Here is a 21,887-nt window from a genome sequence, read left to right as displayed (position 1 = left end):
GCCCGAGTCTGCACGGCGCGGTTGGACCTCCGCTGTGGCTGATCAGTGGATGATCACGTGTTTCCGCCGTGGCCACACCTTGGCAGAGTGACCGGCGGTACGGCGATGATGTGCGGCGGCGGGTTTACGCCGTGGCTGTTTCCCGCCACTCACGGGACGTCAGAAGGAGGAGGACCCCGATGCTCGGAGCGATAGGGCTGGACGGCACGCACGAGTCGGCGTACCGGGCGCTGGTGTCCGTGGGCGCCGCGGACGTGCCCGACCTGGCGCGTCGGCTGGCCCTCGGCGAGCACGACACCGAGCGCGCGTTGCGCCGGCTGGAACGGCACGGTCTCGCCGCCCAGTCCTCGGGTCGCCCCGGTCGCTGGGTCGCCGCGCCTCCGGGCGTCGCCCTGGGCGCGCTGCTCACCCAGCAGCGGCACGAGCTGGAGAAGGCCGAGCTGGCGGCGGCCCTGCTCGCCGAGGAGTACCGGGCGGCCGCCGCCGAACCCGCCGTGCACGACCTGGTCGAGGTGGTGACCGGCGCGGCCGCCGTCGCCCAGCGCTTCCTGCAGATCCAGCTCGGGGCGAGCGAGGAGGTGTGCGCGCTGGTCACCGGCATCCCGGTCGCCGTGACCGGCGCCGAGAACGAGGCCGAGGAGCGGGCGACCGCCCGCGGGGTGCGCTACCGCGTCGTACTGGAGCGGGCGGTGCTCGACCAGCCGGACGGCATGACGGAGCTGACCGCCGCGCTGAACCGGGACGAACAGGTGCGGGTGGTGGACCGGGTGCCGACGAAGCTGGTCGTCGCCGACCGCTCCCTCGCCCTGGTGCCGCTGACCGGCCGCTCGGCCGAGCCCGCCGCGCTGGTGGTGCACGCCAGCGGGCTGCTGGAGCTGCTGTCGGGCCTGTTCGAGTCCGTGTGGCGGGAGGCGCTGCCGCTGCGCCTCGGAGCGGCCGGCGTGATCGAGCAGGCCCAGGACGGTCCCGACGCCACCGACCTGGAGATCCTTTCCCTGCTGCTGGCCGGGATGACCGACGCGAGCGCGGCCAAGCAGCTCGACCTCGGGCTGCGGACCGTGCAGCGGCGGGTGAAGGGGCTGATGGAGCTGACGGGAGTGACGACCCGGTTGCAACTGGGCTGGCACGCGTACGAACGGGGCTGGGTGGCCCGCGAGCACTGACCCCGCGCGGCACGGGTCCTGGACTCCACGCCTTGACCTGCGGGTTCTCCCTTACTCGGGCACCCTGGGCAGATGGGAGTGGCGCAACTCCTGCTGGTCGGACTGGTCATTCTGCTCGGCCTGTGCGGAGTGCTGGTGCCCGGCGTACCGGGGTCGTGGCTGGTGTGGGCCGCGGTCCTGTGGTGGGCGCTGGAGGATCCGCAGCCGGTCGCCTGGTTCGTGCTCGTCGGTGCCACGGTGACGCTGTTCCTGTCACAGGTGGTGCTCTGGACGCTGCCGCCCCGTCGGCTGCGGGAGAGCGGCGCGACCCCCCGGATGGCGGTGTACGCGGGGCTCGGCGCGTTCCTCGGCTTCTTCCTGCTCCCCGTGATCGGCGCGATCCCCGGCTTCATGGGCGGCATCTATCTCTCCGAACGTCTCCGTCTGGGCCGCCACGGCGAAGCCCGGGCGGCCCTGCGCACGGCGATGCGCTCGGGCGGCTCCAGCGTTCTCGCGGAGCTGTTCACCTGCCTGTTGATCATGGGCGCATGGCTGGGGACGGTTCTGTGGGGATGACCCGCCCCTTCCCCGACGGCGGCCCCACGACCAGGGCGACGGCCCTTCGACCGGACGACGGCCTCCCCCTCGGGACGACGGCCACTCGACCAGGCCGACAGCCACTCGATCCGAACGACGGCCACTCGATCAGACCAAGGTCTGGGACCGCTCCTGGAGCGAGCCCTCCAGCGAGAGCAGCCGCACCTTGCGCTCCAGCCCGCCCGCGTATCCCGTCAGCGAGCCGTCGGCGCCGATCACCCGGTGGCAGGGGCGCACGATCAGCAGCGGATTCGCCCCGATCGCCCCTCCGACGGCCCGTACGGCCATCCGCGAGGCGCCGACGCGGGCGGCGATCTCGCCGTAGGTGGTCGTCGCGCCGTAGGGCACGGAGTCGAGGGCGGCCCACACGCGCTCGCGGAACTCGGTGCCGTCACTGCGCAGCGGCAGCCGGAACTCCTTCAGCTCGGCGGCGAAATAGGCGGCGAGCTGCTCCACGGCGGAGCGGAAGGGCCCGGGGTCGTGCCGCCAGCCGTCCTGGACGGTCCGACCGCCCTTCTGTCCGGGCACGGAGAGCGACGTCAGCGTCGAGTCGGCGTCGGCGGTCAGCAGCAGCGGACCGAGCGGGCTCTCCACGCTGGTCCAGTACGTCAGGTCGGTCATCGTTCCTCCGCGGCGCGCAGATGGTGCAGGGCGTAGGTGCGCCAGGGGCGCCAGGTGTCGGGGACGTCCAGGCCGGGCGGCACGACGTCGGGGTCGCCGAGGGCACGGGCACGGATCTCCGCGATGGTACGGGCGTCCAGCCCGGGCAGCGCGAGCAGCGCCTGCTGGGCGTCGTCCCGGTCGACGCCCGGGTCCAGCCGTACGGTGCCGTCGGCGAGGGCGGCGGTGAGGACGCCCAGCGGCCCCTCGGCCCCGGCCCCGGACCTGCTGCCGGACCTGGTCGTGGTCCCGGACCTGGTCGTGGTCCCGGTCGCTGCCTCAGCCTCAGCCACAGGCACAGACACAGACCCGGCCTCGGACGCCGACTGCGCCAGGACGGCCGGCTCGGGGAAAAGGTGGGTGAGGGTTCCGCACGGGGTGTCGAGTGCCTTGCCGTGGGCGCGGACGAGCCGTTCGGCCGCCGCTCGCCCCACGACCGCCCGCACCGCGTACTCCTCCGGATCGGCGGCCCCCGGCGCACGCAGTCCCGGCCGGGCGGCGACCAGCGGGGCGAGCCGCGGATCGGCGCCGAGCCGCTCGTCGACGGCGTACGGGTCGGAGTCGAGGTCGAACAGCCTCCGCAGCCGCTGGACGGCGGTGGTGAGGTCGCGCGGGTCGGTGAGATGCAGCCGGGCGTCGAGCCAGCCGCCGGGATGCACGGCCGAGGCCCGGCCCGGGTCGCCCGCCCGCTCGTCCACGGCGACGATCCCCGTGCCGTACGGCAGCCGCAGCGTACGGCGGTAGGTGCGCCCGCCGGGCGGTCCGCTCACCTCCTCCACCCCGGCCACGGCCTCCCGTCGCAGCAGATCGAACACGGCGCCCGCGTGGTACGGGCCCCGGTGGGCGAGCCGCAGCGGGATTCCGGCGGACGGGGTGGCGGTGCGGCGGGTCGCGCGTACCGCGGCCCGCAGCTCGGTCGGGGTCGTGGCGTACACGGTCCGGACGGTGTCGTTGAACTGGCGCACGCTGGCGAACCCGGACGCGAAGGCGATCTCCGTGACCGGCAGGCCCGTCGTCTGGAGCAGGACCCGCGCGGTGTGAGCACGCTGCGCCCGCGCGAGGGCGACCGGTCCCGCACCGAGCTCCGCGGTGAGCTGCCGTTGCACCTGCCGGGCGCTGTAGCCGAGCCGTACGGCGAGCCCGGTGACCCCCTCCCGGTCGACGACGCCGTCGCCGATGAGCCGCATGGCCCGGCCGACGACATCGGCGCGCGCGTTCCAGTCGGCCGATCCCGGCACGGCGTCCGGACGGCACCGCCGGCAGGCCCGGAAACCCGAGCCCTGCGCGGCGGCGGCCGTCGCGAAGAAACGCACGTTGTGGCGTTTCGGCGTCACGGCGGGGCAGCTGGGGCGGCAGTAGATGCCGGTGGTCTCGACGGCGAAGAAGAACTCGCCGTCGAACCGGGCGTCCCTGCTGCGGACCGCCTCGTAACGCGTGTCCTGGTCCGTCATGAACCCCAGTCTTCGCGCCCGGGAGGAGCCGCGCTAGCGGAAATCGGACGTGACGCTGGACCCCGGAAACGGCTTGCCGGACCGGCAGCGTCACCAGGGCAGACACACCTCTCGCCGGGGACTGGCAGCGTTACCGAAACAGGGCACGCCATTGCCGGGACCGGCAACCGTTTCCGCAACAAGCAACCGATTTCGGGCTCGGTAACGCTTACCGGTGTCCCGGTCAGCATTACCGGACGACACACACGGCACCGCCCGACAACATCGCCGGACAGCGCACGCGTTACCGCGACGGCAGCCGTCGCCATCGCCGGACCACACACGCGGCACCGCGACGGCAGCCGTTGCTGGAACAAGCACGCGTCCCCGGAACCGGCACGCGCCACCGGACCAGACACCCGTTACCGGACCAGACAGCCGTTACTGCGACTGGTAACGGCTACCGAAACAGGCACACGCTCCCCGAACCGGCCCGACTCACCGCACCACCCACGCGACACCGCGACCGGCAACCGGCAACCGCACCGCAACAGGCACACGCTCCCCGAACCGGCTCGCCTCATCGCACCACCCGCGCCCTACCGCGGAGGAGCGGGTCGCCACGGACCGCGCCCCCGCTTCGCCTCCCCCGCGGCCCGGCCGGCGGCCTGCTTGCGCTTCCAGTCCTGGCGGACGTCGGCGCGCATGCGGGCGTCGGACTTGGCGACGATCCACTGGTTCTCCCGAACGAGCTTGTGGTAGCTCTCCAGCCGGCGCGGCGGCAGCTCCCCGTCCTCGACGGCCGCCCGTACCGCGCATCCCGGCTCGGACTCGTGAGCGCAGTCCTGGAACCGGCAGCCCCGGGCGAACTCCTCGATCTCCGCGAAGACCTGGCCGACCCCGGAGCCCGCGTCCCAGAGGCCGACGCCGCGCAGTCCCGGCGTGTCGATGAGGACGCCCCCGCCGGGCAGCGGCAGCAGGTTGCGGGTGGTGGTGGTGTGCCGCCCCTTGCCGTCCATGTCGCGGGTGGCCTGGACGCCCATGACATCCTCACCGACGAGCGCGTTCGCGAGCGTCGACTTGCCCGCTCCGGACGCCCCGAGCAGCACGGAGGTGCCCCGCCCGAGGAGGTCGGCGAGCTCCTCGACGCCGTCGCCGTCGCGTGCGCAGACGGAGAGCACGGGCACGCCGGGCGCGCTCGCGCAGACGTCCTCGACGAGATACGACAGCGCGACCGGGTCGGGCACCAGGTCCGCCTTGGTGAGCACGACGACGGGCTGGGCGCCGGACTCCCAGGCCAGCGCCAGGAACCGCTCGACGCGGCCGAGGTCGAGTTCGACGGCCAGCGACATCGCGATGACGGCGTGGTCGACGTTGGCGGCGAGGATCTGCCCCTCCGACCGCTTGGAGGAGGTAGAGCGCACAAAGGCCGTACGGCGCGTCAGAAGGGTCCGTACGTACCGCGGATCGGCGCTCTCGGGGTCGACGGCGACCCAGTCGCCCGTGCACACGACCTTCAGCGGGTCACGGGGAACGACGAACTCGGTGTCGGCGCGCACGACGCCTGCCGTGGTGACGACATCGCACATCCCACGGTCGACCCGCACGACACGGCCGGGCAGCAGGCCGCGCTCGGCGCAGGGGGCGAACTCGGCCTCCCGGTCTGCGTCCCAGCCGTACGCGGCGAGAGGCAGCGGCAACGCCGAAGAGGAGGAGGTGGAAGAGGTGGAGGTGGAGAAATGCAAGGGAAACCCTTCACAGGGGAGGCCCCGGCAGCGCTCGCGTACGCGAAGCGGAAGAAGTGGTCAGCCGGAGACCGCGGAGGCGGAGTGAACGAACGTCTGGTCGCTGCGAACAGCACCCTTCTCGGCGACAGTCATCGGTCACACCTCCCGTTTCTCATGTTTCTGCACGCATGTCTCTCACGCGCCCGACAGCTGACAGTGCGGCCGTCAGCCGCTCGAAGCTCACTCAGGATAGGCGCGCTCGTAACCGGTTGCCACCCAATTCCGGCCGGGTCGACGGCGTCGGACACGCGCGCGTGTCCGACGCGGCGTCGTCCTCCCGGATACCGCCGAGCACTGTGTGCATCCGATGGAGCCCTTGGAACGTCCGCTCGTAAGGACGGGGCGGGAAGCCCGCCCCGTCCTACGTTGCGCTCTCGGCTCGCGCCGACGCCCGGTTCAGTCGCCTCGGGCGGCGCGCGTCAAGCGCTCGTGCACGTCTGCCCGTTGAGGGTGAACGCGTACGGCGCGCTGTTCTTGTTCTGCCAGGAGGCGAGGAAACCGAAGGTGAGCGTGCCGTTCGCCGAGACGGACCTGTTGTAGTCGGCGGCGGTCGCGGTGACGCGTGAGCCGTTCTGGGCGAGACTCGCGTCCCACATCTGGTCGACCTTCTGGCCGTCGCGGAAGGACCAGGCCACGCGCCAGGAGTCGAGCGTCACGGCGGTGGTGACGGTGACGGTGGCCTGGAAGCCGTCGGGCCACTGGTTGACGAGGTCGTACGTCACCGCGCAGGCCGCCGCGTCCTCGCTCCCCCCGGCGCCGGCGGTGGCCGAGGAGGTGCCCTGGGGCTCGGGGTCGGGCTTCCCGGCGTCGTCGCCGTCCGTCGCCGAGGGCGTACCGCTCCCGGACGCCGCCGCGCCGGACGAGGACGGCGCGGCCGAGGTGGCGGGTTCCGCGGACGGCAGGACGGAGCCGGGACCGGCCACCGGGCTGCTGTCCGTGGGGTTGCCCTGGGCGACGTTCTCGCCGCCGCTGCCAGTGCCGGTGTCGCCGGGCATCATCGACACGGCGAGCGCCACCACGGACACCAGGACGGCGGCGGCGAGCATTCCGCCGCGCAGCACGCGCGCCCTGCTCGCGGCGGCCGGTGCCGGCACGCCCTCGTCCTCGTGCGCGTCCGGGCGTCCGGCGCCGAGGCGCACCTCGGCGGCCCGGCGGCGGCGCTCCAGGTAGGCGAGGCCGCCCCAGCCGATGACGCCCTGGGCGAGGGCGGCGGGCAGCCCGCCGCCGTGCAGCCGCAGACAGGCGGCGGCCTCCGCGCACTCCACGCAGGTGGCGAGGTGACGGGAGAGGTCGGGGGGTGTGTCGGCGGCGGGCGAGCGGGTGACGGCGTCCAGGAGCCGGACGTAGCTGCGGCACTCCGCGTCCATCGGCGTGTCGAGGTGGTTGCGGTGGCAGCGGTCCCGGAACAGTCCGCGGACCTGGTTCAGCTCCTCCACCGCGGCGGTCGGGTCGAGGCCCTGTCTGCGGACGACGGAGTGCAGCGGCAGCGCCTCCACCTCCGCCAGCCACAGCAGAGCGGCGTCCGGTTCCTGCATGTCGCGCAGGCCGCGCAGGGCGATGGGACGGCTCAGCGGCGGTCCGACGTACCGCGCCGCCTTGTCGGAGTTCAGCCACAGACGCAGATCGGGGTCGAGCTTGTGGCCCTGGCCTCGGGCCTCCCAGGCGGCGGCCGTGGTGCGTACGGCGGTCAGCAGCAGCGGGATCCGGGGCAGCCGGGACGAGCGACGGCCGGCACCTCGTGCGGTACCGTCCTCGGCGGCGCGGGCCTCGCGTATGCCGAGTGCGAACGCCTCGCGGGCCAGCTGGTTCGCCGCGGTCGAGCCGGACGTACACAGGTCGGCGTACGACAGGACGGCGTCCCAGCACTCGGAGAACAGCGCGGCCTCGGCGGCGTCCTTCGGGGTCGGCAGGTCGGGCATGAGTCTCCTGCATCCACAAGCGAGGTCAACTCACCATGGCGGCAATGGAGTTGGGGGGAACCTCGCGGCAGGGGCAGAGCTTTTCACGTTTCCAACACAACTGACAAGCGCCCTGTTCAGATGTCATGTCAGGACAGCAGGACAGACAGCCGAACGGAGCGGCGAAAAGGCGGCCGCGCCCCGTACTCCGGTCTCTTGTACGGACGCGGACCGCCCCGTGTTCAACACCGACGCCATGTTTCGACACCGGTTTCGGAAACCGCTTCGCGGATGGACTGTCTTCGCGGTGGGCTTTCGCAGGGAACGGTCCGCGCGGTGGGCTGTGCAGAGGGGAACGACTGTTGTTCGCAGGGAACAACAGCCTGCGCGACGGACCGCTCAGCGGACTGCGGGACCGTGGGACTGTCGCGCGGACTCCACGGTCGCCGGGTCCTCTTCCGGAAGACTGTCCATGAAGGAACTCACGGAGAACACCGCGCGGCCCGGTCCGGGCAGTCCGTAGCCGGGGGGCGAGGCAAGACCGAACTCGTCCATCGTGGCGCGGTAGGCCTCCAGCAGCCGGATGTGGTACTCCAGCGGCGCACCCTGCGGGTTGGCCTTGCCGAGCGGGGTCGTGGGCTCCGGGCACCAGGTGGTGAAGCGGGGCGTGATGCCGTGCGACATGAAGAAACGCAGGCCCTCCGTGGTGGAGGCGATGGCCTCGTCGACGGTGGTGAAGCCGAACGGCTCGGCCATCTCCACCCCCGCGACGAAGTTGGGGATCACGTTGCGTGCGCCGAAGATCTCCGCCGAGTCGAGGATCCGCTTGTGCCACTCGTCGCGGCCTACGTAGCGCTCCTTGCCGGGGCAGTACAGCTCGAACAGCCGGCGGTCCCACACCTCGTAGTTGGGGTGGTAGATCTGCACGCCGTAGTCCTTGAAGCGCTGCACGTCGTCGCGTGGCAGCGCCTGGGCGACGACCTTGCCGATCCAGCGGCCCGGGAAGCGCTCCTCGATGGCCTTGGCGTAGTGACCGTAGAAGTCGGCCTCGTCCCGCCCGGCGACGGTCTTGGTGATCGCGCCGCCGGTGAGGGTGTAGGCGGTGGACGCCTTCAGGGTGTCGTACCGGTCGATGATCTCCAGGGCCTCGAGGACCTCCTCGACGTCCTTCACGCCCGTATAGGGCCGACCGGCCGCCTTGTGCTGGCGCCAGTTGTGGTTGATGTCGCAGTACTGGCACTCCTCCTTGGCGCCGAAGTACTGGCACACCCGGAAGACGGTCAGGTAGATCAGGTAACCCCACTGAATGGTCGGGGCGACCTCCATGACGGACTTCCCGTTGGAGAGCTTGTGCCGGTAGTACTCCGGCATCGGCGGCACGCCGACGTCGGCGATGCGCTTTCCGTCGAGGTAGAGCCCGAGCAGGCCTTCGGCGTCCGCCGCGACGCGGTACGGGGAGGACGGATTCACCCGGACCGAGACGACCGTGCGGCGCAGGTCGTACGGGCCGCCCGTGAGGATGATCTCCTCCGGCGGCCGGCGCAGCGCGGCCTCGCCCAGCTCGGGCAGGGTGCCGTGGTCGAAGGAGAAGATGAAGTAGGACTTGGGTTTGACCTCGCCCGACTCGTTGTCACTCAGCGCGGAGGGATCGAAGGCCACACCTCCGCGCAGCAGGTCCTCCTTGAAGACGGCCTCCCGCGGAACATGCGGAAACCGCTCCATCAGATCCTCGACCAGCGCGGTACGGCTGCCCATCCCTGGCTCCTCCCGGTTCAGGCGTACGACTCCTCACGGTATGCCCCCGGTGGTGCGGAGGTGGGGGCGGGGGCCTCGTGTTGCGGGCAGGGTAGGTTCCACCTGGGCATTCCGGGTTCTCGATCTCCTCGGGAGGGGCGAGCAGTCGCATGACAGAAACCGTTACCAACTGGGCCGGCAACATCACCTTCGCCGCCAGGGAGCTGCACCGTCCGCGCTCCCTCGACGCGCTCCGCTCGCTCGTGGCGGGAAGCGGGCGGGTGCGGGTGCTGGGCAGCGGACACTCGTTCAACGAGATCGCCGAGCCCGGTGGCGACGGGGTACTGCTGTCACTGGGCGCACTGGCCGGTGAGGTCGACGTCGACACGTCGGCCCGGACGGTGCGGGTCGCCGGCGGGGTGCGGTACGCGGAGCTGGCGCGCCGCGTGCACGAGCGCGGGCTGGCGCTGCCGAACATGGCCTCCTTGCCGCACATCTCGGTCGCCGGGTCGGTGGCGACCGGTACGCACGGGTCGGGGGTCGGCAACGGCTCGCTCGCCTCGGCCGTGCGGGGGGTGGAGATCGTCACCGCCGACGGCTCGACCGTGGTCATCGGGCGCGGCGACCGGCGGTTCGGCGGGGCCGTCACCTCGCTGGGCGCACTCGGAGTGGTCACCGCGCTCGTCCTCGATCTGCAGCCGGGCTACGAGGTCGAGCAGCATCTGTTCACCGAACTCCCCCTGGCCGGCCTGGACTTCGAGACCGTCGCGGCGGCCGCGTACAGCGTCAGCCTGTTCACCGACTGGGGCGCGCCGGGCTTCCGGCAGGTGTGGCTGAAGCGGCGCGCGGACGAGCCCCTCGCCGACTTCCCGTGGGCCACGCCGGCCGTGGAGGCGCTGCATCCGGTACCGGGGATGCCGGCGGTCAACTGCACCGAGCAGTTCGGGGTGCCGGGGCCGTGGCACGAGCGGCTGCCGCACTTCCGGGCGGAGTTCACCCCGAGCAGCGGGAGCGAGCTGCAGAGCGAGTATCTGCTGGCGCGCCGGCACGCCACCGAGGCGCTGGGTGCGATCGACGGCATCCGGCAGACGGTCGCCCCCGTGCTGCAGGTCTGCGAGGTGCGTACGGTGGCTGCCGACGAGCAGTGGCTGAGCCCCTCCTACGGGCGGGACACCGTGGCGCTGCACTTCACCTGGGTCGAGGACACGGCGGCCGTGCTCCCGGTGGTGCGGGCGGTGGAGTCCGCGCTGGAGCCCTTCGAGCCGCGACCGCACTGGGGCAAGGTGTTCGAGGTGCCGGCCGACGTGGTGCGCGGGCGCTACCCCCGCATCGACGACTTCACGGCTCTGGCCCGGGTGCTGGACCCGGCCGGGAAGTTCACCAACGCCTTCGTACGGGACGTCCTGGGGGGCTGAGCGCGGGGGCCCGGGCGACTTTATAAAGCCCCTTTCCTAACCCCTTGTCGAACCGTACGGCAGCCCATAGCCTGGCGCGGCGCCGGTGCCGTCGCGCAGTGCGGGCCCGCCCGGCGCGGGAGGCACGGAAGGGATGAGGGGGGCACGCTCCATGAAGCGCGGCACGTCACGGGACATCCGCACCGCGAACCGCTACGAGGTGCTGCGTCAGATCATCGCCGCCTCGCCCACCTCCCGGCAGGAGCTCGCGGCCGCCACCGGTCTTTCGCTCGCCACCGTCGCCACCCTGGTCGGCGAGCTGCTCGACCTCCGCATGATCACCGAGGTCGGGTTCGAGGACTCGGCGGGTGGCCGCCCCCGTGGCCTCGTGGCCGTCAACGCGTCGGGGGGCGCGTTGATCGGCGTGGACATCGCGGAGACCTATGTCCATGTCGAGCTCTTCGACCTCGCGCTGAACGTGCTGGCCCGCGCCGAGGAGAACATGCGGCCCGGCGAGAGCCGTCCCGAGCAGGTGGTGGGCCATGTCGCCGCCGCGGCCGGTTCGGTGGTCGCGCAGGCCGGGGTGGAGGCCGCCCGGGTGCTCGGTGTCGGCGTGAGCGTGCCGGGGCAGGTGGACCGCGCCACCGGCATCTCCGAGTACGCGCCCAACTGGGACTGGCACGACGTGCCCTTGCTCGATCTGCTCTCCGAACACATCGCGTATCCCCTGTACTTGGACAACCCACTGCGGGCGGGCGCGGTCGCCGAGCTGTGGTTCGGCGCGGCACGCGGTCACGGGGACGCCGTGGTGGTCAACCTGGGCACCGGAGTCGGCGCCGGCCTGATCCTCGGCGGCGGGCTGCACCGGGGCGTGAGCAACAGCGCCGGCGAGTGGGGACACACCACGCTGGTGCTCGACGGGCGGTTGTGCCGCTGCGGCAACCACGGCTGCGTGGAGACGTACGTCGGGGCGCCCGGCATCATGCAGAACCTGCGTGAACTGAGCCCGCGAAGCCCGCTGTTGCATCCCGAGGACCAGACCGCCACCATCGACGCCCTGGCCGCCGGGGTGGCCGCGGGCGACCCGGTCGCCGTCAAGGTCGTCCGCGACACCGCCCGCTACCTCGGCGCGGGCATCGCCAACCTGGTCAACGTGCTCAACCCCGAGGTGGTCGTCCTGAGCAGCTGGGTCGCCGCCCGGCTCGGCGAACCGCTGCTCGACGAGGTGCGGGAGGCCGTCGCCCGGCACGCGCTGAAACGGCCACTGGCCGCCAACCGGATCGTCCTCTCCACGATCCCCACCGACCCGGCCTGTCTGGGCGCGGCGACGTTCGCGCTCGAAGGGGCGTTGCAGTCGGTCGGTCCGAAGAACGCCAAGCGCGCCGTTCTCGCCCGTGCCAGGAGCCGCACCGCACCGCCCGCTTGAGCCACAGGGCCGTCGGACCTGTCGTCGGCGGTCATCAACTCCCCTGCGGCGCGCCCGCGTCACCCGCGAGACAGCCGCTCCGCGCCCTGTACCGGACCCTCTCCCGTTCGCTATCCCGAACCGATCACAACGCTTCGAACAGCCTTCGTCCAACCCCTTGCCGAAGGCTTAGCCGAAGGTTAACGTCCCGCTCCGCGACAGGAATTGAGCCGCCTGCGCCGCGCCACAAAGCCGTAGCCGTACTCGAGACAAGGACGTCGCCATGTCGGCAATGAGCAACAGCAACTGGTCCCGCAGGTCCCTCTTCCGAGCCGCCGCGGGCATGGCCGCCGCCGGCACGCTCGCCGCCTGCGGCGGCAACAACGGCCGCGGCGGCGGGTCCGGTTCGGGTGTCGGCCTCACGCAGTACTTCCACGCGTACGGCGAGCAGGGCACCGAGCAGGCCATCAAGAAGTACGCGAAGGCCTACGACAAAGCGAACGTGACCACGCAGTGGATCACCAGCGCCGACTTCGAGAGCAAGCTCTTCGCGACCCTGCTCACCAAGAACGCGCCCGACCTCTTCGAGTTCCACCCGCAGATCCAGCTGATCAGGAGTGGCCAGGTGGCGGATCTGACCGACATCATCACGCCGGTCAAGGACGACTTCAATCCCGCGGACATCAAGTCGCACACGGTCGACGGCAAGATATACGGCGTCCGCATGATCGACGACCCGCAGTTCTTCTTCTACCGCAAGTCGATGCTGGAGAAGGCCAAGGTCGACGTGCCGACCACGCTCGACGAACTGGCGGAGGCCGCCGCCAAGCTCGCCACCGGCAAGGTCAAGGGCCTGTACATGGGCAACGACCTGCACAACGTCATCGACACGATGATCTGGTCGGCCGGCGCCGACCACCTCACCGAGAAGAACGAGATCGCCTACCACACCCCGGGCGTCATCGAGGGCCTGAAGAAGATGCGCAAGCTCTTCACCAGCGGCGACCTGCTCCTCGGCGCGCCGACCGAGTCCTGGGACCCGTCCTCGCTCAACCAGGGCCTGTGCGCCATCCAGTTCTGCGGGATGTGGGCGATGCCGGGGATCCAGGCGGCGCTCGGCGACGACTGGGGGGTCTTCCCGTTCCCGAAGACGATCGACTCCGGCAAGCAGTCGGTCTACAACGGCGGCTGGTCGATGTTCGTCAACGCCAAGGGCGAGAACGTCGAGGCGGCCAAGGAGTACGTCAAGTGGCTGTGGATCGACCAGAAGAAGTACCAGGAGGAATGGGCCACGAACTTCGGCTTCCACATTCCGCCGCGCACCTCGCTCGCGCAGACGGCCACCAAGCTGAAGTCGGGCAACGCCGCTGAGGGCGTCCGGCTCTTCAACGAGTTCGGACACTTCGACAACATCGGCTGGACCCAGGCCATGCGCACCGCGCTCGAGGACGTCTTCGCCAACAGCGTCCGCAAGGACATGGACCCCGAGGCCGCGCTCGACAAGGCCGACACGGCCGTCGACCGCGAACTCAAGAAGCTGTTCGGATAGGCCGCGGGACGGACCACGACATGTCGACGACCGAGACGCGCGACCTCGCGCGGCCCGCCCCGGCGAAGGCCGCACCGGCCAAGCCGCGGCGGGGCCTGCGGGGCAGCCCCACCTTCAACTTCTGGCTCTTCACCGGGCCGTTCCTCATCGGTCTGGCGATCTTCGTCTACGCGCCGATCCTCTGGAGCCTCTGGCTCAGCTTCTTCGAGGCCCGCTTCACCGTCACGCCCGACAAGTTCGTCGGCTTCGAGAACTACACGTACATGCTGACGAACGACGACTTCGTCGGCTCGCTCGGCACCTTCACCGCCTTCGCCGCGTTCATCGTGCCCACCACCTGGGCGCTCTCCCTGAGCCTGGCCCTGCTGGTGAACCGGCTGCGCTTCATGCGGGCGTTCTTCCGTTCGGTCTTCTTCCTGCCGACCGCGTGCAGCTATGTGGCCGCCTCGCTGATCTGGAAGATGTCCATCTTCAGCGGAGTCCGCTTCGGCATGATGAACACGGTCCTCGGCTGGTTCGGGGTCGAGAACATCGCCTGGCTGGCCGACCCCAACCCGCCCTGGTACTGGCTCGTCATCGTCACGGCACGGCTGTGGCTCCAGTCCGGCTTCTACATGATCCTGTTCCTGGCCGCGCTGCAGAACATCCCGGGCGAACTGTACGAGGCCGCCGCCATCGACGGCGCCAAGCCGGGCTGGCAGACCTTCCGGTACATCACCCTGCCCCAGTTGCGTGCCACCTCCACGGCGGTGATCCTCCTGCTGCTCATCGCCGCTTACCAGGCCTTCGACGAGTTCTACAACCTTCTGTCGAAGACCACATGGGGTCGTCCGCCCCTCGTCGAGCTGTACTACAAGGCCCTGGGCGAGAGCCAGGACTACGGTTCCGGCAGCGCGGGCGCGGTCATCCTGACCGTGCTGATCTGCGCCGTGACCCTGCTCCAGGGCAAGTTCATGGGCTTCGGAAGGGGGGAGGATTCCAAGTGACGACCACGATGCCCGAAGTACGGGAACCCGCGCCGTCGCCGGACAGGCCTCGCCGCGGCGGTCGCGGTGGCGGCGTGATGAGCTCCACCGGCCTGTACATCGCCACCGGCGTCGCCGGCTTCTTCTTCCTGATCCCGTTCTACCTGCTGATCCGCAACGCCCTCTCCACCGATGCCGAGATCACCGGGGAGAACTGGAAGTTCTTCCCGACGGACATCCAGTGGTCCAACGTCGGCGAGCTTTTCACCGACGGGACGGTGCCGTTCGGCCAGTCCCTGTGGAACTCCGCGGTCGTGGCCACCCTGCACACCGTCGGCGTCCTGCTGGTGTGCTCGCTCGCGGGCTACGGTCTCGCCCGCATCCCGTACCGGCACGCCAACAAGGTCTTCTACGCCGTCCTCGGCACCCTGATGGTCCCGACGGCGGTCACCTTCGTGCCGAGCTTCGTCCTGGTGTCGTCGCTCGGCTGGGTGGACACCTACCGGGGCCTCATCATTCCGGGCCTGTTCAGTGGTTTCACCTGCTTCCTGTTCCGGCAGTACTTCCTGGGGTTCCCCAAGGAACTGGAGGAGGCGGCGCGGGTGGACGGACTGGGCTACTGGGGTGCGTACTGGCGCATCGTGGTGCCCAACTCGCTGAACTTCTTCGCGGCGATGGCGACCATCACCTTCATCAACGGCTGGAACTCCTTCCTGTGGCCGCTGGTCATCGGCCAGGACCCGGGATCGTGGACCGTCCAGGTCGCGCTCTCCAACTACATGACCAACCAGACCGTCGTCTTCCATCTGATCTTCATGGCCACCGCCTTTTCCATCCTGCCCCTGGTGTTCGTCTTCCTCTTCCTCCAGCGCTGGCTGGTCCAGGGGATCGCACAGACCGGCATCAAGGGCTGACCTAGGAGACCGATGTCCCTCCGCACCTCCCCCGCCGTCGACTACGTCGAGAACGTCTCGCCGGGAAGCGGGGCCCTGCCGCCCCGCGCCTGGTACGCCTCGTCGGACGCGAAGTCGCTCTCCCTCAACGGACCTTGGCGTCTGCGTGTGTCGCCGACCGCCGACGCCGAGGACGACTCGTTCGCCGAAGACGGCTACGACGCCGAAGGCTGGGCCGAGGTCGTGGTACCGGGCCACTGGGTCCTCCAGGGCGACGGGGCCTTCGGCTCGCCCGTCTACACCAACCATCTCTACCCCTTCCCGGTCGACCCGCCCCGGGTGCCGACCGAGAACCCGACCGGCGACCACCTGAAGGTCTTCGACCTGCCGGAGGGATGGCCGGATGTTTCCGAAGGCGGTTTCGTCCTCCGTTTCGACGGCGTGGAATCCTGCGCCCGGGTCTGGCTCAACGGCCGGGACATCGGGGAGTTCAAGGGCTCGCGGGTGCCGCACGAGTTCGCTGTCGGGCACCTGCTCAGGCCGACGGGCAACGTCCTCGCCGTCCGGGTCCACCAGTGGTCGGCGGGCTCGTACCTGGAGGACCAGGACCAGTGGTGGCTGCCCGGCATCTTCCGTGACGTCACCCTGCTGCACCGCCCCGCGGGCAGCGTGCTCGACTTCTTCGTGCACGCCTCCTACGACCATGTCACCGGTACGGGCACCCTGCGCGTCGACTCCGATGCCGACGGGCGGGTGTCCGTGCCGGCTCTGGACATCGATGTCGAGACCGGGGAAGCGGTTACGGTACCGGTTCGGCCATGGACGGCGGAGACGCCCGCGCTGTACGACGGCGAACTGGTGACGGAGGGCGAGCGGGTCCCCCTGCGCATCGGTTTCCGTACCGTCGAGCTCGCCGACGGTCTGATCAAGGTCAACGGCCGGCCGATCCTCTTCAAGGGCGTCAACCGGCACGAGTGGCATCCCGAGACGGGCCGGGCCCTGGATCCGGAAACGATGCGCGCCGACGTGCTGCTGATGAAACGGCACAACATCAACGCCGTGCGCACCTCGCACTACCCGCCCCACCCGGCCTTCCTCGACCTCTGCGACGAGTACGGACTGTGGGTGATCGACGAGTGCGACCTGGAGACCCACGGCTTCGTCGAGCAGGACTGGCGGGACAACCCCGTCGACGACGACCGCTGGACCCCCGCGCTCCTCGACCGTGCGGCCCGCATGGTCGAGCGGGACAAGAACCACCCGTCGGTCGTCATCTGGTCCCTCGGCAACGAGGCCGGCACGGGGCGCGGTCTCACCGCGATGGCCGAGTGGATCCGCGACCGTGACGACTCACGCCTCCTGCACTACGAAGGCGACGTCGACTGCCGTGACACGGACGTCTATTCACGCATGTACGCCTTCCACGACGAGGTGGAGCGGATCGGCAAGGGGCTGGACGGCGGCACCCGGAAACGGCGCCGGCTGCCCTTCATCCTCTGCGAGTACGCCCACGCCATGGGCAACGGACCGGGTGGACTGGCCGACTACCAGCGGATCTTCGAGGCGCACGACCGTCTCCAGGGCGCCTTCGTCTGGGAGTGGATCGACCACGGCATCAAGCACGCCGAGCTGGGTTACGCCTACGGCGGCGACTTCGGCGAGGAGCTGCACGACGGCAACTTCGTCTGCGACGGTCTGGTCTTCCCGGACCGGAAGCCGTCGCCCGGCCTGGTCGAGTACAAGAAGGTGATCGAGCCCGTCCGTATCGAGGGCGACGGCACGGGCGGGACCGTGCGGGTCACCAACGGGTACGACTTCTCGGACCTGTCCCATCTGGAGTTCGAGTTCTCCCACCAGGTGGACGGGATTCCCACCGGCGCGAAGGCACTCACCGTCGGGCCCCTCGCCCCCGGCGAGTCGGCCGAGATCGAACTCCCGGCGGGCCCCGACGGTCGGGGCGCCGAGGTCCGGTGGACGGTCCGCGCGCTGCTCGCCGAGGACACGTTGTGGGCACCCAGGGGTCACGCGGTGGCGTGGGGTCAGGAGACCGTCGTCCCCCGCACGCCCGTGACCGTCACCGCCTCGGAGGGCCCCGTCCGCGGCGGGGGGCCGATCACGCTCGGCCCCGGTGCCTTCGACGCCCGGACCGGCGCACTGAAGGCGATCGGCGGCGTCGACGTGACGGGGCTGCGGCTGGACGTGTGGCGGGCGCCGACCGACAACGACGACGGCGCGTCCTGGCAGGACGACACGCGCTACGGCGTGCTGTGGCGCACGTTCGGCCTGCACCGCATGCGACACCGCCTGGACGGCGTGGAGTCGGCGGCCGACGCGCTGACCGTACGGACCCGGGTGGCCCCGGCCGCCCGGGAGGCGGGCCTGCGCACCGCGTACCGCTGGACGTCGGACGGGACACGGCTGAAGCTGACCGTCTCCGTGGCACCGGACGGCGACTGGAAGGTACCGCTGCCGAGGATCGGCATTCGCTTCGGGCTGTCGGCGTCCTCCGCGGGACACGCGCGGTGGTTCGGCGGCGGTCCGGGCGAGGCCTACCCGGACACCGGCGCCGCGTCCATGCTCGGCCAGTGGGACGGCAGCATCGAGGAGATGCAGACGCCGTACCTGCGCCCCCAGGAGAACGGCGCCCGGGCCGACGTCCGTTGGGCGGAACTCGGCGGACTGCGGATCGAGGGCGACCCGGAGTTCTGGTTCTCCGCCCGGCGCTGGACGAGCGAACAGCTGGACGCGGCGCGGCACCTGACCGATCTCACGCCCGGTGACACGGTCTGGGTCAACCTCGACCACGGCCAGCACGGCATCGGCTCCCAGTCGTGCGGCCCGGGTCCGCTTCCGCAGTACTTCCTGAACGCCGAACCCGTCGAGTTCTCCTTCGTGTTCTCGGAGATCGGTCGTCCGACTCCTTGATCGGCTTTTCCGACACGGTGACGACGTCTCCCGCGGCCGGGCCGGCTCCCCTGCCGGCCGGCCGCGCTGTACTGGAGGGTGAACCAGTGATCGCCAGCATCGAGGTCCGCGGCCTCTCCCGCACCTTCCACACCACCGTCCGCCGACCCGGCCTGGTCTGCGGCCTGCGTTCCCTGGTCGACCCGGAACGGGTCGCCAAGCACGCCGTCCGCGACATCACCTTCGACGTGGGGGCCGGCGAACTCCTCGCCCTGCTCGGCCCGAACGGCGCCGGCAAGTCCACCACCATCAAGATGCTCACCGGGACCCTCACCCCCACCTCCGGCGAGGCACGCGTCGCGGGCGTGGTGCCGTACCGGGAACGGGAACGCAACGCCCGCAACATCGGCGCCGTGTCCGGGCAGCGCACACAGCGGTGGTCGAACCGGGCGAGTACTCGCCGTGGGACGAGGCGCTGGCCCTCGTCGATCACGACCTGACCGCCCTCCTGCCGGGCCTGGCCCGCTGTGCCTGGTGACGACGCCCGCCCGGCCGGAGGAGCGGGGCCGACGACGAACAGGCGGCCGAGCACCGGTACGTCGCTCTGCCGGACGGCCGCCGACACGGCGACGCCCTGCCTCCGGACACGGACTCCGGGCCCGGCGCCGCGCTCGCCGCTGTCGCCGAAGCCGCGCAGGAGACGGTGCTGGAATGCCTGTGGCAGGTGTGGCCCGTCTGCCCCGAGCACCGGCTGGGGATGCACCCGGGCCTGGAGAACGGGCAGGCGGTGTGGAGGTGCGCGGGCGGAAACGACGAGCGGGAGCCGGCACCCGTACAGGCGCCGGTCGGGAAACTGGAGGAGCCGTACCGGTCACAGAGGGAGCGCCGTGAGCAACGCAAACAGAACGAGCTGTAGAAACATGGGCGAAAAATGATAGAGGGCATGAAAAGCCATAAGTGGAGCAAGTGGAACCGGGGACGGTAAGCGTTTTCTCCTCCGCACTCACTGTTTCCCCAACAGCCCTTGTGCGTCACTCCGGACGGCCCCAATCTGAGCTTTGTTCAGCTCCTTCGCCGCTCCTCCCCCACCGGAGACACCCTCACATGAGACGACTCATCGGCACCCTGGCGGCCGGCGTCCTGGCCCTGACCGGCCTCACCGCGACCGCCACAGCTCCCGCCCGGGCGGCCACCACCGCGGAGTCCGGCACCTTCAACGTCCTGACGTACAACGTCGCGGGCCTGCCCGAGGGCCTCAGCTCCGGCCCCCCCGCGACCAACACCCCACTGATCTCACCGAGGTTGGCGGCGTACGACATCGTCAACGTCCAGGAGGACTTCAATTACCACGCGGCGCTGTACGCGGGTGACAACCACCCGTACCGCACCGCGACCAGCGGTGGCGCGGGCATAGGCGACGGCCTCAACACCCTCTCGGACTACGTCCTCGAGGACTTCGAGCGGGTGCGCTGGAGCGACTGCACCGGGACCAACTGCCTCACGCCCAAGGGATTCACGTTGTCCCGGGTGCGGCTGGCCGAAGGTGTCTTCGTGGACCTCTACAACGTGCACACCAACGCCGACGACTCGGACGACGCACTGGCCGCCCGGCGCGCCAACACCGAGCAGCTGTCGGACTTCATCCAGGCGAACTCGTCCGGCAACGCGGTGCTCGTCATGGGCGACACGAACACGCGTTACACCCGCGCCGGAGACAACATCCGCACCCTCGCCGACGAGAACGGCCTGACGGACGCGTGGGTACAGCGGGTGAAGGGCGGCACCCGGCCCACCCAGGGCACGGACGCGCTGCTGTGCCCGACGACCGCGCCGACCGACGACTGCGAGGTCGTGGACAAGGTCTTCTACCGGGGCAGCAGGCTGCTGAGCCTGAACGCAACCCGATACCACAACGAATGGGCGTCGTTCCTGGACTCCGCCGGCGGCAATCTGTCGGACCACTTCCCGCACACGGTCGACTTCTCCTACACCCTCAACTCGGCCCTGCGGGCCAGTGACTTCTTCGGCGGTCCGCACGGTACCGCCTTCAACGACGCCGACGACCTGCCTGCCACCCCGGCCCCGCGTACGCTGACCCTGCGCGGCAGCGCCCGCCTCGACGCGGTGTCGCTGACCCACGACGGCGGTACTACGGTCACCCACGGAGGCACGGGCGGCACGGCGACGACGCTGACGCTGGCGACGGGCGAACACCTCACCTCGGTGAAGCTGACGCAGGGCCAGAAGGACGACCGTACCCGCATTTTCTCGGCGGCGTTCACGACCGACAAGAGCCGCACAGTGTCCTCCGGCACGGCGACGACCGACGCCACCACCTTCACGGCCCCGTCCGGCTGGCAGATCGTCGGGTTCACGGGCCGGGCGGGCGGCGAGGTGGACAGGCTGGGCGTGCTGTACGCGCCGATCGGCTGATTCTCGTCCGCCTCCGCCTGCCTCCGCCTGCCTCCCCTGCGTCCGCCTCCGCCTGCCTCCGCCTACGCATCGTCGTCGGCGCAGGCCGGCCCTCGGGTGGATGCCTCCGGGGAATCGGTCTCCCAGATAGGGGTTTCCGGGATAGGGGTTTCCGGGATAGGGGTTTCCGGGATAGGGGTTTCCGTGGAAGCTCTTTCCGCCGGAACCCTTTCGCCGAAACCGTTTCCGCGGAGACCGTTTCTGCGGAAACCGTTTACGGGGCTCCGGAGCTCGGCGCGGCGGCCTCGAGGTCGTCGACGCTGCCGGACATGATCGTCCGCACCTGTTCGGTGATGTGCTCGGCGGGCCAGTCCCACCAGGCGACCGCCAGCAGCCGGGCGACGTCCGTCTCGCTGTAGCGGGTGCGGATGAGACGGGCCGGGTTGCCGCCGACGATCCCGTAGTCGGGCACGTCGGCGGTGACCACGGACCCGGCGCCGATGATCGCCCCGTGCCCGATCCGGACGCCCGGCATCACCGTCGCGCCGTAACCGAACCAGACGTCGTTGCCGACCACGGTATCCCCGCGGTTCGGCAGGCCGGTGAGCAGGTCGAAGTGCTCGGACCAGGAGCCGCCCATGGTGGGGAAGGGGAAGGTCGAGGGGCCGTCCATGCGGTGGTTGGCGCCGTTCATGAGGAACCGCACTCCGGTTCCCAGCGCACAGAACCTGCCGATGACCAGCTTCTCCGGGCCGTAGTGGTAGAGCACGTTCCGCGTCTCGAACGCGGTGGCGTCCTCGGGATCGTCGTAGTACGTGTACTCCCCGACTTCGATCAGCGGGGACTTCACCAGCGGCTTGAGCAGCACGACTCGCGGCTGCTCGGGCATGGGATGCAGGACGGTGGGATCGGCGGGTACAGGCATGCGAAGCGTCCTTGCGGGCTCGGAGGTCGGCGACTCGGGCCTGGGCGCGGGATACGGGCCGTGAGCCCGAGTTCTGGGGCTATGGCCCTGGCTCTGAAACTGCAACTGCAACTGCAACTGGAACTGGAACTGGAACTGGAACTGAGATCGAAACTGGGACTGGGACTGGGAACCAAGACCGGGCGCCGGGGG

Annotated in this window: 16 protein-coding genes and 1 pseudogene; 11 read left to right on the top strand and 6 right to left on the bottom strand. The window is 70.5% G+C overall.

Annotation, left to right across the window (positions count from 1 at the left end):
- Nucleotides 1–179: 179 nt before the first annotated feature.
- Nucleotides 180–1,163 (top strand): helix-turn-helix domain-containing protein, encoded by a 984-nt coding sequence (locus QF030_RS31915; protein ID WP_307166031.1) that lies wholly within the window; start codon nt 180–182, stop codon nt 1,161–1,163.
- 72 nt (nt 1,164–1,235) lie between these two features.
- The gene (locus tag QF030_RS31910) at nt 1,236–1,718 is read left to right on the top strand and encodes a DUF456 domain-containing protein (RefSeq protein ID WP_307166030.1); all 483 of its coding nucleotides are present in this window, start codon (nt 1,236–1,238) and stop codon (nt 1,716–1,718) included.
- Between the two features lie 129 nt (nt 1,719–1,847).
- Here the strand turns inward: QF030_RS31910 and QF030_RS31905 are convergent, their stop codons facing one another.
- From QF030_RS31905 to QF030_RS31885, 5 genes are all read right to left on the bottom strand, one after another.
- Nucleotides 1,848–2,360 (bottom strand): methylated-DNA--[protein]-cysteine S-methyltransferase, encoded by a 513-nt coding sequence (locus QF030_RS31905; RefSeq protein ID WP_307166029.1) that lies wholly within the window; start codon nt 2,358–2,360, stop codon nt 1,848–1,850.
- On the bottom strand, nt 2,357–3,850 hold the full coding sequence (locus QF030_RS31900) for a DNA-3-methyladenine glycosylase 2 family protein (RefSeq protein ID WP_307166028.1): 1,494 nt from the start codon (nt 3,848–3,850) through the stop codon (nt 2,357–2,359). Before QF030_RS31900 ends, QF030_RS31905 begins: the two co-directional genes overlap by 4 nt.
- Before the next feature lie 578 nt (nt 3,851–4,428).
- On the bottom strand, nt 4,429–5,529 hold the full coding sequence (gene rsgA / locus QF030_RS31895) for a ribosome small subunit-dependent GTPase A (protein ID WP_307166027.1): 1,101 nt from the start codon (nt 5,527–5,529) through the stop codon (nt 4,429–4,431).
- A gap of 506 nt (nt 5,530–6,035) precedes the next feature.
- A complete protein-coding gene (locus QF030_RS31890; protein ID WP_307166026.1) occupies nt 6,036–7,535 on the bottom strand; it encodes a cellulose-binding domain-containing protein in 1,500 nt (499 codons plus the stop codon).
- A 378-nt stretch (nt 7,536–7,913) separates the two neighbouring features.
- Entirely contained in the window at nt 7,914–9,269 is a 1,356-nt protein-coding gene (locus QF030_RS31885; RefSeq protein WP_307166025.1) for a radical SAM protein, read from the bottom strand.
- Nucleotides 9,270–9,418: 149 nt separating this feature from the next.
- Here QF030_RS31885 and QF030_RS31880 point away from each other — a divergent pair, with 149 nt between their 5' ends.
- The 9 genes and pseudogenes from QF030_RS31880 to QF030_RS31840 all read left to right on the top strand — a co-directional run bounded on the left by QF030_RS31880 (nt 9,419) and on the right by QF030_RS31840 (nt 20,791).
- Nucleotides 9,419–10,663, top strand: a complete 1,245-nt coding sequence (locus QF030_RS31880; protein WP_307166024.1) for an FAD-binding protein — start codon at nt 9,419–9,421, stop codon at nt 10,661–10,663.
- A gap of 151 nt (nt 10,664–10,814) precedes the next feature.
- A complete protein-coding gene (locus tag QF030_RS31875) occupies nt 10,815–12,068 on the top strand; it encodes an ROK family protein (protein ID WP_307166023.1) in 1,254 nt (417 codons plus the stop codon).
- A gap of 271 nt (nt 12,069–12,339) precedes the next feature.
- Nucleotides 12,340–13,596 (top strand): ABC transporter substrate-binding protein, encoded by a 1,257-nt coding sequence (locus tag QF030_RS31870; RefSeq protein WP_307167756.1) that lies wholly within the window; start codon nt 12,340–12,342, stop codon nt 13,594–13,596.
- A gap of 20 nt (nt 13,597–13,616) precedes the next feature.
- Nucleotides 13,617–14,582 (top strand): carbohydrate ABC transporter permease, encoded by a 966-nt coding sequence (locus tag QF030_RS31865; protein WP_307166022.1) that lies wholly within the window; start codon nt 13,617–13,619, stop codon nt 14,580–14,582.
- 8 nt (nt 14,583–14,590) lie between these two features.
- Nucleotides 14,591–15,475, top strand: coding sequence for a carbohydrate ABC transporter permease (locus QF030_RS31860; protein WP_307167755.1), 885 nt, complete (start codon nt 14,591–14,593; stop codon nt 15,473–15,475).
- A 12-nt stretch (nt 15,476–15,487) separates the two neighbouring features.
- Nucleotides 15,488–18,379, top strand: coding sequence for a glycoside hydrolase family 2 TIM barrel-domain containing protein (locus QF030_RS31855; protein WP_307166021.1), 2,892 nt, complete (start codon nt 15,488–15,490; stop codon nt 18,377–18,379).
- Nucleotides 18,380–18,465: 86 nt separating this feature from the next.
- Nucleotides 18,466–18,798 (top strand): annotated as a pseudogene (locus tag QF030_RS31850) (ATP-binding cassette domain-containing protein); the annotation flags it as partial.
- A gap of 263 nt (nt 18,799–19,061) precedes the next feature.
- Nucleotides 19,062–19,274 (top strand): hypothetical protein, encoded by a 213-nt coding sequence (locus QF030_RS31845; RefSeq protein ID WP_307166020.1) that lies wholly within the window; start codon nt 19,062–19,064, stop codon nt 19,272–19,274.
- Between the two features lie 188 nt (nt 19,275–19,462).
- On the top strand, nt 19,463–20,791 hold the full coding sequence (locus QF030_RS31840; protein WP_307166019.1) for a jacalin-like lectin: 1,329 nt from the start codon (nt 19,463–19,465) through the stop codon (nt 20,789–20,791).
- 253 nt (nt 20,792–21,044) lie between these two features.
- Here the strand turns inward: QF030_RS31840 and QF030_RS31835 are convergent, their stop codons facing one another.
- Complete coding sequence (locus tag QF030_RS31835) at nt 21,045–21,695, bottom strand: CatB-related O-acetyltransferase (protein ID WP_307166018.1); 651 nt, start codon at nt 21,693–21,695, stop codon at nt 21,045–21,047.
- Nucleotides 21,696–21,887: the final 192 nt, after the last annotated feature.

This window comes from Streptomyces rishiriensis (assembly GCF_030815485.1).
GTDB lineage: Bacteria > Actinomycetota > Actinomycetes > Streptomycetales > Streptomycetaceae > Streptomyces > Streptomyces rishiriensis_A.
The sequence above is the reverse complement of the archived record's forward strand: the minus strand, read 5'-3'. Positions and strand labels throughout refer to the sequence as shown.

Bases quoted from the DNA above. Each gene is read 5' to 3' on its own strand.
- QF030_RS31890 (WP_307166026.1), bottom strand. From the start codon at position 7,535: ATGCCCGACCTGCCGACCCCGAAGGACGCCGCCGAGGCCGCGCTGTTC.
- QF030_RS31870 (WP_307167756.1), top strand. From the start codon at position 12,340: ATGAGCAACAGCAACTGGTCCCGCAGGTCCCTCTTCCGAGCCGCCGCG.
- QF030_RS31835 (WP_307166018.1), bottom strand. From the start codon at position 21,695: ATGCCTGTACCCGCCGATCCCACCGTCCTGCATCCCATGCCCGAGCAG.
- QF030_RS31865 (WP_307166022.1), top strand. From the start codon at position 13,617: ATGTCGACGACCGAGACGCGCGACCTCGCGCGGCCCGCCCCGGCGAAG.
- QF030_RS31875 (WP_307166023.1), top strand. From the start codon at position 10,815: ATGAAGCGCGGCACGTCACGGGACATCCGCACCGCGAACCGCTACGAG.
- QF030_RS31860 (WP_307167755.1), top strand. From the start codon at position 14,591: ATGCCCGAAGTACGGGAACCCGCGCCGTCGCCGGACAGGCCTCGCCGC.
- QF030_RS31885 (WP_307166025.1), bottom strand. From the start codon at position 9,269: ATGGGCAGCCGTACCGCGCTGGTCGAGGATCTGATGGAGCGGTTTCCG.
- QF030_RS31900 (WP_307166028.1), bottom strand. From the start codon at position 3,850: ATGACGGACCAGGACACGCGTTACGAGGCGGTCCGCAGCAGGGACGCC.
- QF030_RS31910 (WP_307166030.1), top strand. From the start codon at position 1,236: ATGGGAGTGGCGCAACTCCTGCTGGTCGGACTGGTCATTCTGCTCGGC.
- QF030_RS31915 (WP_307166031.1), top strand. From the start codon at position 180: ATGCTCGGAGCGATAGGGCTGGACGGCACGCACGAGTCGGCGTACCGG.
- QF030_RS31905 (WP_307166029.1), bottom strand. From the start codon at position 2,360: ATGACCGACCTGACGTACTGGACCAGCGTGGAGAGCCCGCTCGGTCCG.
- QF030_RS31855 (WP_307166021.1), top strand. From the start codon at position 15,488: ATGTCCCTCCGCACCTCCCCCGCCGTCGACTACGTCGAGAACGTCTCG.
- QF030_RS31840 (WP_307166019.1), top strand. From the start codon at position 19,463: ATGAGACGACTCATCGGCACCCTGGCGGCCGGCGTCCTGGCCCTGACC.
- QF030_RS31880 (WP_307166024.1), top strand. From the start codon at position 9,419: ATGACAGAAACCGTTACCAACTGGGCCGGCAACATCACCTTCGCCGCC.